The following is a 14345-nucleotide window of genomic DNA, read 5'->3' on the forward strand; positions in this document are numbered from 1 at the left end:
ATTAGTTTATGATTTCTTTAATTTCTGAAATAAAACGATTTGCTAGAGCATCTGCAGCATCTTGAGATTTTGCTTCTGTATAAATTCTTATAATTGGTTCTGTATTTGATTTACGCAAGTGAATCCATTCTTCTGCAAAATCAATTTTAACACCATCTATAGTATTTACATCTTCATTTGCATATTTTTCAGCCATCTTCACTAAAATTTCATCAACATTTATTTCTGGAGTCAATTGAATTTTATTTTTACTCATAAAATAACTTGGGTAAGAATCTCTTAAGGCTTTACAAGATATTTTTTGATGCGCCAAATGCGATAAAAATAAAGCAACACCCACTAAAGAATCTCGGCCATAATGGGCATCAGGATAAATAATTCCGCCATTACCTTCTCCACCAATTACAGTGTTGGTTTCTTTCATTTTAATTACCACATTAACCTCACCCACAGCAGAGGCAGTATACATTCCTCCATGTTTTTCGGTAACATCTCTTAAGGCTCTAGAAGATGATAAGTTAGAAACAGTATTACCACCACCAAGTCTTCTTAAAACATAATCTGCACAAGCTACTAAAGTATATTCTTCACCAAACATAGAGCCATCTTCAGACACAATTGCGAGTCTATCTACATCTGGGTCTACTACGATTCCGAAATCTGCTTTTTCTTTTACGACCAATTCAGAAATATCGGTTAAGTGCTCTTTTAAAGGCTCTGGGTTGTGTGGAAATTGTCCGTTTGGAGTACAATACAATTCTACACACTCAACATTCAATTCTTTTAATAAGGCAGGTATAAATATACCGCCTGTAGAATTTACACCATCTACAACCACTTTAAAATTTGCTTTTTTAATAGCTTCCACATCAACCAAATCTAAATTTAACACTTCCTGAATGTGTTTCTGTAAGTAAGAATTGTCTTTTTTGTAAGTTCCTAAATCATCTACTTCAGCAAAATTAAAATCTTCATTTTCTGCTAATGTTAAAATTTCTTTACCTTCATCAGCATTTAAAAATTCACCCTTTTCATTCAATAATTTTAAAGCATTCCATTGCTTTGGATTATGAGAAGCCGTTAAAATAATGCCTCCTTCTGCATTTTCTAAAGGCACTGCAACTTCTACTGTTGGTGTTGTAGACAGTCCTAAATCTATAACATTAATCCCTAAACCAACCAAAGTATTGGCTACTAAACTAGAAATCATTTTACCAGAAATTCGAGCATCTCTACCTATTACAACTTTTACCTGTTCTGAACATGTTTTAGAATCTTTAGTGTGCTGTTTTCTTTTTTTTATAAATGTTCCATAGGCAGAAGCAAATTTTACAGCATCTATAGGTGTTAAATTATCCGCAGTTTTACCGCCAATAGTACCTCTAATTCCTGAGATAGATTTTATTAAAGTCATAGTTTAAATTTAAAAACACAAATATAATTGATTCAAAATAGATATTTTTAAAATTGTTTTTAAGGAATAGAAAAACTACGTTATTGTAAGAAAAAAGTTATACTGTAGCGTTACTAATTTATTGTATTTAAGAAATTTAAATGATGATTTTTTTTAATAAGTAAATCTTTATTTGAAGAAAGAATAGCGTAGGAATATAAACAGAGTTTGCATTTTTAAAACTGAACTTTTTATCAAACAATACAAAATGAATCAATACACTATAATAAAAAAAATCGCCTAAAAACTACTTTCAGGCGACCTTAATTTTAAAGAATTGTTAAATTCATTAAATCTTTTTAACTTTTACAGCATTCATCCCACGCATTCCTTTTTCAAGCTCAAAAGAAACTTTATCGTTTTCTGCAATAGTATCTATTAAACCACTAACGTGTGTAAAATATTTTTCGCCATTATCAGAATCTATAATAAAACCGAAACCTTTAGAAGAATCAAAAAAGTTAACTTTTCCTTTTCTTACAGGATCTTCTTCTGGTAGATCTTCTTTTTTGGTTGTAGATATTTGAATATCTTCCAACTCATACTCTACCTTTAATTCTGGATCTGGTGGCGTATCTGTTAAATTTCCATTATGATCTACGTACGCAAATTGAATACCTGAAGTTCCTTCAGCTTCTTTAGCTGCTTTTCTAGCCTCCATCTTCTTACGCTTATCTTCACGTTTTTTTAAACGTTTTTTTTCTTTTTCACTTTTACTAAATGTTTGTTGCGATTTTGCCATTAACTATATAACTCTGTTTTAATTTGATTTTAATCTTGTTCTTGAAGAAATCTTAATACGCTAAAAACAAAACATTAGGCCTTAAAAATTTATCTAAAACGTTTTTTTTAGATAAAATAATGATTATAATAGTTTTTTTAAAACTTCTCAGTTATACAAAGATATCATAAATAAAGACGTTTTCAAAATCCAATGATATATAAAACTCTTTTTTGTTATTAAAAAGCAGATGTTAAAAAAATATTAATAAAATAAAATCTTTTTATTTTTGATAGTAATGCTATTATATTTGCAACCTAATATTTTATAATGAAAGATTTATTATCCGCCTTAAAAATATCAGTACCTAGCAAGATATATATAAAAGATCCTGAAACTTCTGAGTTAGGGAAAAGAATTATAGAAAGTAGTATCATTTTAATTAATGACATTGGTTTTGAAAGTTTTACTTTTAAAAAATTAGGTACTAAAATTGGTTCTAACGAAAGCTCTATTTATAGATATTTTGAGAGTAAACATAAACTACTTTTATACCTGTCTTCTTGGTATTGGGCATGGTTAGAGTACCAATTGGTTATAGAAACTTTTAGCATTTCTGATAAAAACCAAAAGTTGGTAAAAGCTATAGAAGTTGTAACCAGAACTGTAGAAGAAGACAGTAATTTTTCGCACATCAATGAAACTTTGTTGTATAGAATTATTGTTAATGAAAGCTCTAAATCTTTCTTAACTAAAAAAGTAGACAAAGATAATAAAGAAGGCTATTTTGAGATTTACAAAAGATTAATTAATCGCTTAAAGGTAATGATTGCAGAAGTAAAACCCAATTACAAATTTGCTATGAGTTTAGCAAGTACTATTTTAGAAGGAGGTTTACATCAACACTTCTTAAACGAGCATTTTCCTTCTATTACAAACTGTAAAGAAGGCCAAACCCCAACTGATTTCTACCAACAATTAGTCTACAAAACACTCAATTAACTTATGGAAAATAAACAATTAACTCCATGGAAAAGATTCATCAATCTTATAAAATTGGAGAAAAAAGATATATTTCAAATATTTTACTATGCCATTTTTGGAGGTTTTGTTGCCCTAACATTACCTTTAGGTATTCAGGCAATCATTAATTTAATTCAAGGTGCACAAGTATCAACATCTTGGATTGTTTTGGTAGTTGTGGTAACTTTAGGTGTTATTTTTTCAGGAGCTTTGCAACTAATGCAATTAAGAATTATTGAAACCATACAACAAAGAATTTTTCTAAGATCTTCTTTTGAGTTGAGTTATCGTTTTCCGAAAATAAAAATGACCGAATTGCGCAATTTTTATCCGCCAGAATTGGCCAATCGTTTTTTTGATACCCTAACCATACAAAAAGGACTTTCAAAAATTTTAATTGATGTACCCACTGCATTATTACAAATTATTTTTGCATTGATTTTGTTATCATTTTATCATCCATTTTTTATCATTTTCGGCATTCTTTTATTATTGCTGATTTTTATTGTTTTTAAATTTACAGCGCAAAAAGGTTTGCAAACAAGTTTAATGGAATCTAAAATGAAATACAAAGTTGCACATTGGATTCAAGAAGTTGCAAGAACAGTGGTGAGTTTTAAGCTTTCTGGAAACACAAACTTGGCAATGACAAAAAATGATTATTTGGTTGATAAATACTTAAAAGCTAGAGAAAATCATTTTAAAATTCTGATACTACAGTTTACTCAAATGATTGGTTTTAAAGTAGTTGTTACAGCTAGTTTATTGTTAATTGGTGGTGCATTGGTGTTAAGTCAAGAAATGAATATAGGGCAATTTGTTGCCGCAGAAATTATCATTTTATTGGTTATTGCATCTGTAGAAAAATTAATAATTGGTTTAGAATCTTTCTATGATGTTTTAACTTCTATAGAAAAAATTGGACAAGTTGTTGATAAAGAACTCGAATCTCAAACTGGTGAGAAGCCAATGTTTAAAGATTCATTTTCGATAGAATTAGATAATGTGCATTATAAAGTAGAAGATAGAAATAAACCTATTTTAAATGATATTTCCTTAAACTTAAAACCATCTAGTAGAATATTAGTTATGGGAGAAAGTGGTGCTGGAAAATCGACATTGTTGCGATTAATTTCTGGTGTTATTCGTCCTACTTTAGGTAATATTTACATCAATAATTTATCATTAAACAGTTTAAATTTAAACCATTACCGCTCTCAGCTAGGGCTTTCTTTATCTGAAGAAACACCTTTTGAGGGTACATTAAGAGAAAACTTAATTTTTGGTACAGGTAAAACTAAAGATCAACTAATTTTTGATATTTTAGATATAGTTGGTTTAAATCAGTTTATAAAAGAACAACCAAACGGATTGGAAACTGTTATTTATCCTGAAGGAAAACAAATGTCTTATACAGTGGCTAAAAAGCTAATTTTAGCAAGAGCTATTATAAAACAACCTAAAATTATGATTTTAGAAGATCCTTTAGATCAATTTAACTTAGAAGAAACACAACGTATTATTTCTTATCTAACAGCACCAGAAAGACCATGGTCTTTAATTGTAGTAAGTAGTAAAAAAAGCTGGCGTACCAAATGTACTCAAACCATTACCTTAGAAAAAGGTCAAATTAAATCTATAAACTAAGAAACAATGTTAAATATTTCTAACACAGAATGGCAACAAGATGTAGATTTAAAAAAATTTAAATCTGGAAAAGAAATCTTTAGTAAAAAATACTACAAAGCACTTAATCGGTTTTTAATTGGTTTTGGTATTTTATGCTTAGTTGTGCTCTTTTTACCTTGGACCCAAAATATTACTGGTAATGGTTTAGTAACTACATTAACACCAGGTCAACGACCACAAACTATTCAATCTCAAATTCCGGGAAGAATAGAACAGTGGTTTGTAAGAGAAGGAGATTATGTACAAAAAGGCGATACTATTCTGCGAATTTCTGAAGTAAAAAGTGAGTATTTTGATGATAGCCTATTGGTAAGAACAAGACAACAAATTACGGCGAAAACATTTTCTGTTGGGGCTTATCAAGGCAAAGTAAGCGTTTTACAAATCAGAATAAATTCTTTAAAAGAAGAGCGAGTTCTAAAATTAGAAATGGCAAAAAACAAATTAATACAAGCTAAACTTAAAGTAAAAAGTGATAGTATAAAGTTTGAGGCAGCCAAAACAAATATAAGTATCGCTGAAAGACAATACAATCGAGATTTAACCTTACAAAAAGAAGGTTTAAAAGCGGTAAAAGATGTTGAAGCTAAGCGTTTAAAACTGAGGGAGACTCAAGCCAAACTTATTGAAAGCGAAAACTCTTTACTTGCTGCAAAAAATAATGTAATTAATGCTAAAGTAGAAATCGGCAGAATAAAAGCCGAGTATGCCGAAAAAATCTCTAAAGCAGAAAGTGATCAATTTTCAGCTCGCTCTAACCAATTAAATTCTGAAGTAGAAGTATCTAAATTAGAAAATAAAAATAGTAATTATATGGTTAGAAATAGCTTGTTATTTATAACAGCTCCTCAAAATGGCTACATTAATAAAGCTATAATTGGTGGTATTGGAGAAGCCTTTAAAGAGGGTGAAGCTTTGGTAAGTATTATGCCTGCTGATATAGATTTAGCTGTTGAAACCTTTGTAAGACCTATAGATTTACCCCTAATTCATTTAGGTGAAAAAGTAAGAGTTCAGTTTGATGGTTGGCCTGCAATTGTTTTTAGTGGATGGCCAAATGTTTCTTATGGTACGTATGGCGCAAAAGTAGTAGCCATAGAACGTTTTATAAGTGAAAATGGAAAGTATAGAATTTTGTTATCACCTGATGAAACTGATCACGAATGGCCTAGTGAAATAAGAGCCGGCTCTGGTGCAAGAACTATTGCTCTTTTAGAAGATGTACCAATTTGGTTTGAGCTTTGGAGACAATTAAACAGCTTCCCTCCTAACTATTATCAACCAGAAGGCAATGCAAAAAGCAAGTCTGATGGAAAAAAGAAAAAATAAATATCAGTTAATTTTTTAGATGTTTAAATCGATGAAAAAATACACTTTAATATTGTTTTTACTGATGTTTGCCCAATTTTCTGCCCAAGAAAAAGTAACTTCGGTAATGACCTTATCTGAATATTTAGGCTATGTAAAAACCTATCACCCAATTGTAAAGCAAGCAAATTTAGTCATAAATAATAGTGAGGCAAAATTGTTAAAAGCAAGAGGGGCTTTTGACCCTAAAATTGAAGTAGATTTTGATAAAAAACAATTCAAAGAAAAAGAATATTACAATAAATTAAATGGCGCTTTTAAAATACCTACCTATTATGGTTTAGAATTTAAGGCTAATTTTGAAAATAATAGTGGTGAATTTTTAAGTCCAGAGGCTAATGTACCTACTGATGGTTTGTATGCAGCAGGTGTTTCTGCATCTTTGCTAAAAGGCTTATTGATAAACAAAAGAATGGCAGCTTTAAAACAGGCTAAATTTTTTGTAAACCAAGCAAGAGAAGATCAACAAATTTTAGTAAACGATATTTTATATAATGCCTCACTTTCTTATTTCAATTGGTTAAAAACATATAATGAAAAGCTGGTTTATGATGATTTTTTAGAAAATGCAGTAATAAGGTTCAGCAATACAAAAAGAGCTTTTGAAGAAGGTGATAAAGCAGCAATAGATACTTTAGAAGCAGGTATTACCCTAAAAACCAGAAGGCTAAATTTGGAAAAAGCACGCATTAAATTGGTCAAAGCATCACTAGAATTGTCTAACTTTTTATGGCTAAATGACAATACACCTGTAGAGTTAAAAGACAATATTATTCCTGATGTATCTACACTACAAAATATAGATACCACATTTAATATTGCACTTTTTAATGATGCTAATTTTGATATAAATAGTCACCCTAAAATTAGATCTTTAGAGTACAAAATAAAAAGTTTAAATATCGATAGAAAGCTAAAAATGAACAACTTACTTCCAAAACTAGATGTTCAATATAATTTTTTAACACAAACACCTAGGCAATCGAATTCTTTAATTGTTGATAATTACAAAGCGGGTATCAATTTTAAGCTACCAATTTTCTTACGAAAAGAAAGAGGTGATTTAAAACTGGCTAAAATTAAATTACAAGATGCTAAGTTAGAAAATGAAACCGCCAAAGTAACCATAAAAAACAAATTAAATGCTGTACAACAAGAACTAGAATCTTTTATTGTACAGAGCAACTATATAACCACTATTGTAGATGATTACGGAACACTTTTAAAAGCAGAAGAACGAAAATTTTTTCTTGGAGAAAGTTCTTTGTTTTTGGTAAACTATCGCGAATCAAAATTAATTGAAACTAAGTTAAAGGCTATTGATGTTGAAAATAAGTTTTTTAAATCGAAAGCAAATTTATTTAAAGCTGCTGTTATTTCTATAGCAGAATAAATATTGTGATCATTAAGATAGGCCTAAGCAATTTTATAATTAATTATAGTTTAATCATCATCCTCTAAAGCAAAAAAATCATTTACTGGAATCTTAAAAATAGCTGATAATTTTAAGGCTAAAACTGTAGATGGAACATACCTGTTTTTTTCTATGGAATTAATCGTTTGTCGAGAAACACCAATTTTTTTTGCTAAATCATCTTGCGTTAAATCTAAAATGGCGCGTTGTACTTTTAAGGTATTTTTCATATTAACGATTCATTCTTTTTAGTTGCCAAAAGAACATCAATTGTACAATCAACATAAAAAATAATACCTGAAAATAATTAAATCCTTTTAGGGTTTCATTTTCATCAAATAACAAACCAACTCCATAATTAATTAAAGGTTGTACCAAAGAATACACAATGGCTAACAAAAAAGCCAACCTGTAAGATTGTGAGCGTAAACTATCTATAAACTCATCTTCTTCTTTACTTTTCGATAAAGAAATGATCAACAAACCAACCAACAAAAAGGCTTGAAAGACTGGCCTTATCCATTCTCCATTGTCTACAAACTTTCTACCAAGCAATAAAACAAAAGCAGAAATAGCAATTACTAATCCGATTTTTTTATAACGATAATTCAATTGAAACTTATTCATTTTCTCTAACTGACTTCGTTCTCTTTCACAAATTGACTGTCTAGACATCTTATTTATTTTACAAATTGACAAATTAACTTATTAATATGTCAAATATACTTTACATTTTAAAGAAACACAAATATTTTTATAAAAAGTTTTAAAAATGTGAATAATCACTTAATATTGTATAAACTAATTTTATGAAAAATGCATTTAGGCTTTGTCTTATATTTATAGGTATCACTGTACAAATTTCAGCTCAAACTTCTTATTTTGATATCAATGAAAGTAATTCATATAAAGATCAGTATAAATCAACCACTATTTTAAGCGTTTATACTACTCCACAAAACCTTACTATAATTGCTCGAAAAAGCAAATCAACATTAATATTTGAAAGTTTTGATGAAAATGCGAAAGGAAAAAAAATTAAATCTGTACCATTAAGTAAAAAAGAAAGCTTTGTTGGTGAATTTTATTATGACAACCAAGTAAGAGTTTTTATGGTAGAAAGTCCGTCAAAAACAAAACGAATTTTAAACTGTTATACGTTAAATATATCAACATTTACATCTACAAAAGCAACCTTATTAGATACAAATGTAGAAAAGAAAAGTGCGTTATTTTCTGGTCAGAATAAAAGACAAACAAACTTTTCAATATCACCCAACAAAAAATTTATTGCAATAACTACAGATAATGTAAAAAAGAATTCAAACTCTTATGATGTACATCTTTTTGATGCCAAAACATTATCTTCTGTTTTTACTAAAGCCTATTATGCTAATGAAGAAAAGTATTACACATCATCAGATATGGTTGTAGATAACAACGGAGTTGTTTTTAGCATTGGTAAAGAGTACTTTAAAGGCAGACGCGAAAGAAAAAAAGCAAAAGCAAATTATTCGTATGTGCTTACAAAAATTGATATTGATAACATTACTACTGGTAAAATAGAACTTACAGAAGATGAATATATTAAAAGTATGAGTTTGTCTTTTTATAAAGATAATTTAAGGCTAATTGGGTATTACTCTCAAGATAAAGTATTTGGAATTAAAGGAGTTAGTCAATTTTCTGTTGACAAGAATACACTATCTGTTTTGAATAAAAAGAAAGCGCCTTTGCCTAACAAAGTTTTTGAAGATTTATATGGCTATAGAAATGCAAAGAGTAAAAAAGATTCAGAATTAACTAGCTTTAATTTAGATTATATTTTAGAGGATGAAAAGGGCAATACTTTTTTAATTGCAGAAGAATTCTATGTGGTTCAAGTTTATGTGTCTAATGGAATGAATGGTGGATACTATGTAACAACCTATCATTATGATGATATTTTAATTACAAAATTAGATGCAAATGGCAATTTAAAATGGGGAAGAAGTATTTTTAAAAGAGCTACAGAACCATCTTACAATGCATTTTTAAAGAATGATAAGTTGTATATTTTATTAAATTCTGGAAAAAAACTCTCTGATAAAAGTGATGGAAGATTAAAAGTTTCTAAAGGCTGGTTTGAATCTACGTCTTTATATGCGTTTGTTTATGATATAGATGGTAATTTAGATTATGAAAAAATTCAAGATAATAAAGGTAAAACCACTTACATTCCTTACTTAGGAAGCTACAATAATGGAAAATTTGTAATGTACAATCATTCTAAAGGAAGAAAAAAAATAATGATGTTAAATTGCAAGGAATAACAACCCCAAAAAAATTAGGTATTCATTTAAAATTACTCATTAACTGATTAAAAAAGAAATTGTTATATTTATCATCAATCAACTAAACTTTTAAAATTATGGCAACAACTACAAAACCTTCTAAATCTTTCTGGATAATTTCTGTTTTAGCACTTATCTGGAATGCAATGGGTGTTATGGTGTATTTAGGACAAGCTTTTATGACAGACGATATGAAAGCGTTAATTCCTGCAGATCAGTTAAAATTAATAGAAAATACTCCATCTTGGGTAACAGCTGCTTTTGCTATTGCTGTGTGGTTTGGTCTATTAGGATGTATTTTACTTTTAGCACGCAAAAAAATAGCACATAAAGTATTTGTCATTTCTTTATTAGGTGTTTTAGTGCAAACAGCTTATTCTTTTTTTATGACAAACGCTTTAGAAGTGTATGGCAACACAGGTTTAATTCAGCCAATTATTACTATTTTAATTAGCTTTTACTTAGTATTATTCGCTAAAAAAGCTGAAAATTCAGGAATTTTAGCATAGCATCAAAAATTTACTTATTCGAATAAAGCCACCAAAAATTCAGCAACACAAGCGGGTTTTTGGTGGTTTTTTATTTCTATTGTACAAGTAAAGGTTATTTTAATTCCGTTGTTTTTTAAATCTTCTATAGCTTTAATGCTAGAATGCATTCTTAATTTGCTATTTACAGGAACAGGATTTGGAAATCGAACTTTATTTAAACCGTAATTTAAGCCCATTTTTACAGATTTAATTACAAAAGTTTCTTCCAACATTCTAGAAATCATAGCAACAGACATAAAACCATGAGCAACTGTACTTTTAAAAGGAGACTCTTTTTCAGCTCTTTTTTCATCAATATGAATCCATTGTTTGTCTAAAGTTGCATTAGCAAAATCATTAATCATTTGCTGTGTTATTGTGTACCAATTACCAACAGGCAACTCCTTACCTATCATCATTTTAAAATCTTCAAAATTTGTAAATTCTAATGGTTTCATATTCTAATATTTAACTTTTATTGAGTATTAAATTATTACAATTCATTAAATTAGTCAAAATTTTCAATTAAATGAGACCAATCCTACTTTTTCTTACCTTTTTATCAATTTCAATTTACGGCCAAGACAATCCACAATGGATGAGGCATTCTTCAATTTCTCCAGATGGAACACAAATTGCTTTTACTTACAAAGGCGATTTATACAAAGTGAGCACTAATGGAGGTACTGCAAAACAACTAACCTATCATAATGCGCACGATTACAAAGCTATTTGGAGCAAAGACGGTTCTAAAATCGCTTTTGCATCTAATAGATATGGTAATTTTGATATTTATATAATGAATGCTGATGGTGGAGCTGCAACCAGATTAACGTTTCATTCTAATGATGAAATTCCGTTTTCTTTTACTTCAGATGATAAAAATGTTGTTTTTGGAGCGTTAAGACAAGATGATGTAAATCACAGACAATATCCTCACAGATCGCAATCAGAATTGTACAGTGTTCCTGTTGCAACTGGTAGAGTTTCGCAAATATTTACAATTCCTGCAGAATATGTACAGTATTCTAAAGACGGACAAACCATGTTGTATCATGATAAAAAAGGTGGCGAAAACGAATGGCGAAAACACCATACATCATCTATAACCAGAGATATTTGGATGTACAATGCAAAGACAGACATTCATAAAATGATTACAACGCATAATGCAGAAGACAGACATCCATTTTTTAGCGACGATGAAAAAAGCATGTATTATTTAAGTGAAAGAAGTGGTTCTTTTAATGTGCATAAAATGAACTTAACTAACAATTCTGATGAAAAACTGACCAATTTTAGTTTGCATCCTGTGCGTTTTTTAAGTGTTGCAAATGGTGTGATTTCTTTTGGATATGATGGAGAATTATATACCCTAAAAGAAGGAGCATCACCTAAAAAATTAACCATAAAAATTATTACACAAGACAAAGAAAATACAGATAAGTTTGTTTCTGTAAATGGCGGAATTCAAGAAATGGCTGTATCTCCTAATGGAAAAGAAATTGCATTTATTGCCAGAGGCGAAATTTTTGTTACTTCTGTAGACAAATCTTTTACTAAAAGATTAACAAACACACCAGAAAACGAACGTTTTGTTTCTTGGGGGCCAAAAGGAAAATCAGTAATTTATAGTAGCGAAAGAAATGGAAAATGGAGCGTTTATAAAACTGAAAAAGTTAGAAAAGAAGAACCTTTTTTCTACGCTGCAACTTTAGTAAAAGAAACTGCTTTAATAGATAATAAAGTAGATAATTATTTGGCAGAATACTCACCAGATGGAAAAAAAATAGCTTTTATAGAAGGCAGAAGAACACTTAAAATAGTAGATGTTGCTTCTAAAAAAGAAACAACACTGTTAACTCCAAAAGATTTATTTCATATGAGAGATGGAGATAAATATTTTACTTGGAGTCCAGATAGCAAATGGTTGTTGGTAGATTGGAGCAAAACTTTAAGCAATAGCGAAGTATTATTAATGGCTGCAGATGGTTCTAAAAGAATAAATTTAAACGAAAGTGGTTATTATGATTATTATCCAAAATGGGTAAATGGAGGGAAACAAATGTTGTGGTTTAGCAATAGAAACGGATTAAAATCTTATGCAACAAGTGGTCGTTCGCAATCTGATGTTTACAGTATGTTTTTTACACAAGAAGCTTGGGACGAATTTAATTTAAGTGATGAAGAATACAAATTGATGCAAGCCATAAAAGAGGAAGAAAAAAAGAAAAAAGAAGAAGAAAAGAAAGACAAAAAAGACGACAAAAAATCGAAGAAAAAAGATAGCAAATCAAAAGACGCTAAAAAAGAAGACAAAACAAAAACGCTTGAGTTTGATTGGGCAAATATGAAAGATAGAACCAAAAGATTAACGATTCACTCTTCTAGTTTGGGTGATGCTGTGCTGTCTAAAAAAGGTGATTTTTTATATTATTTAGCAAGTTTTGAAGGGAAATCAAATCTTTGGAGCACTAATTTAAGAACCAAAGAAACTAAAATGTTAATGCCTTTAAACACACGTTCTGGAAGTTTACAGTGGGATAAAGAAATGAAAAACCTTTATTTACTAAGCAGTGGAAGAATTACAAAATTAAATCCTGCAAGCAAAAAACGAGAAGGCGTATCTATAAAAGGTGAAATTTTGTTAGATGAATACGCAGAAAGAAAAGCCATGTTCGATCATGTTTGGATTCGTACCAATGCTATTTTTTATCACCCAGATTTTCACGGAATCAATTGGAAAATGATGAAAGAAGAATACCAAAAATATTTACCACACATTTCTAACGGTTATGAATTTTCTGAAATGTTATCAGAAATGTTAGGAGAATTAAACGTTTCTCATGCAGGTGCTGGTTACAGTGGCAGCAACGTTTCTAATGCAGATGCAACAGCCTCTTTAGGCATTTTTATCAATTACGACTTTAAAGAAGATGGAATTTTAATTGATGAAATTATTGCAGGAGGTCCTTTAGATAAAGCAAAATTCAACATCAAAAAAGGCAACATTATTACAAAAATAAATGGGGTTACCATTTCTAAAAATGAAGATTTAGCAAAATATTTCAACAGAAAATCTGGTAAATTTATGTTGTTAGAAGTTTTAAACCCTGAAACAAAAAAGACGCAAACCATTACTGTTAAACCAATTTCTTTAGGTTCAGAAAGTAGATTATTGTACAATAGATGGGTAAAAATCAACGAGAAAGAAGTTGAAAAAGAAAGTAATGGCGAGTTAGGTTATGTACATATACCTGGAATGGGAGATGGACCATATAGAAGTATTTACCAAGATATGATGGGTAAATATTTTGATAAAAAAGCGGTGATTATTGATACGCGTTTTAATGGTGGTGGAGATTTAGTAGCAGATTTAGCCATGTTTTTTACTGGAGTGCCTTTTATAACGTACGCAACTGAAGATAAAGTAGTTGGTGGTGAACCTACTTCACGTTGGACAAAACCAACATTATCTATTTTTAACGAAAGCATGTATTCTGATGGGCATTGTTATGCACAAGGTTATACCGATTTAAAAATTGGAAAAACAGTAGGTATGCCAGTTCCTGGAACTTGTAGTTTTGCAGGTTGGGAAGGTTTACAAAATGGTGGTTATTGGGGTGTTGTGCCAGTTAGTGCCAAAAATAAAGCTGGTGAATGGATGGAAAACAACCAAACAGAACCAACTATAAAAGTGAAAAACATGCCAGGAAAAATTGATAATGGAATTGACCAACAATTAATACGTTCGATAAGAGAGTTGTTAAAAGAAGTAAAATAAAATATTTTGATATATAACAAAAAGCGAAAC

Annotated in this window: 12 protein-coding genes; 7 read left to right on the top strand and 5 right to left on the bottom strand. The window is 29.7% G+C overall.

The annotated features are described in order from the left end of the window. Position 1: 1 nt before the first annotated feature. Both glmM and ACW9UN_RS13735 read right to left on the bottom strand, forming a co-directional pair. Complete coding sequence (glmM, locus tag ACW9UN_RS13730) at positions 2-1414, bottom strand: phosphoglucosamine mutase (RefSeq protein ID WP_459486872.1); 1413 nt, start codon at positions 1412-1414, stop codon at positions 2-4. A 328-nt stretch (positions 1415-1742) separates the two neighbouring features. Next, on the bottom strand, positions 1743-2195 hold the full coding sequence (locus ACW9UN_RS13735; protein WP_459486873.1) for a cold-shock protein: 453 nt from the start codon (positions 2193-2195) through the stop codon (positions 1743-1745). Between the two features lie 309 nt (positions 2196-2504). Between ACW9UN_RS13735 and ACW9UN_RS13740 the strand changes: the two genes are divergently transcribed. The 4 genes from ACW9UN_RS13740 to ACW9UN_RS13755 are packed head-to-tail and all read left to right on the top strand — an operon-like array spanning position 2505 to position 7647. Beyond that, a complete protein-coding gene (locus ACW9UN_RS13740; protein WP_459486874.1) occupies positions 2505-3176 on the top strand; it encodes a TetR/AcrR family transcriptional regulator in 672 nt (223 codons plus the stop codon). 3 nt (positions 3177-3179) lie between these two features. Continuing rightward, positions 3180-4844 (top strand): peptidase domain-containing ABC transporter, encoded by a 1665-nt coding sequence (locus tag ACW9UN_RS13745; RefSeq protein ID WP_459486875.1) that lies wholly within the window; start codon positions 3180-3182, stop codon positions 4842-4844. A gap of 6 nt (positions 4845-4850) precedes the next feature. Beyond that, positions 4851-6215, top strand: coding sequence for an HlyD family secretion protein (locus tag ACW9UN_RS13750; RefSeq protein WP_459486876.1), 1365 nt, complete (start codon positions 4851-4853; stop codon positions 6213-6215). Positions 6216-6246: 31 nt separating this feature from the next. Next, positions 6247-7647 carry a TolC family protein gene (locus ACW9UN_RS13755; RefSeq protein ID WP_459486877.1) on the top strand — a complete coding sequence of 467 codons (1401 nt, stop codon included), beginning with the start codon at positions 6247-6249 and terminating at the stop codon, positions 7645-7647. Positions 7648-7697: 50 nt separating this feature from the next. Here the strand turns inward: ACW9UN_RS13755 and ACW9UN_RS13760 are convergent, their stop codons facing one another. Both ACW9UN_RS13760 and ACW9UN_RS13765 read right to left on the bottom strand, forming a co-directional pair. Next, on the bottom strand, positions 7698-7898 hold the full coding sequence (locus tag ACW9UN_RS13760) for a helix-turn-helix transcriptional regulator (RefSeq protein WP_459486878.1): 201 nt from the start codon (positions 7896-7898) through the stop codon (positions 7698-7700). Between the two features lies 1 nt (position 7899). Beyond that, positions 7900-8343, bottom strand: a complete 444-nt coding sequence (locus ACW9UN_RS13765) for a hypothetical protein (RefSeq protein ID WP_459486879.1) — start codon at positions 8341-8343, stop codon at positions 7900-7902. 134 nt (positions 8344-8477) lie between these two features. On the opposite strand from ACW9UN_RS13765, the gene ACW9UN_RS13770 reads away from it, so the two are divergent. Continuing rightward, positions 8478-9980, top strand: coding sequence for a hypothetical protein (locus tag ACW9UN_RS13770; RefSeq protein WP_459486880.1), 1503 nt, complete (start codon positions 8478-8480; stop codon positions 9978-9980). A 98-nt stretch (positions 9981-10078) separates the two neighbouring features. After that, positions 10079-10510, top strand: coding sequence for a hypothetical protein (locus tag ACW9UN_RS13775; RefSeq protein ID WP_459486881.1), 432 nt, complete (start codon positions 10079-10081; stop codon positions 10508-10510). 14 nt (positions 10511-10524) lie between these two features. Here the strand turns inward: ACW9UN_RS13775 and ACW9UN_RS13780 are convergent, their stop codons facing one another. Next, positions 10525-10989, bottom strand: a complete 465-nt coding sequence (locus ACW9UN_RS13780) for a MaoC family dehydratase (protein WP_459486882.1) — start codon at positions 10987-10989, stop codon at positions 10525-10527. Between the two features lie 71 nt (positions 10990-11060). Here ACW9UN_RS13780 and ACW9UN_RS13785 point away from each other — a divergent pair, with 71 nt between their 5' ends. After that, on the top strand, positions 11061-14315 hold the full coding sequence (locus ACW9UN_RS13785) for a S41 family peptidase (protein WP_459486883.1): 3255 nt from the start codon (positions 11061-11063) through the stop codon (positions 14313-14315). The last annotated feature ends 30 nt before the right edge of the window (positions 14316-14345 follow it).

The sequence above is a fragment of the Polaribacter litoreus genome (assembly GCF_054584775.1).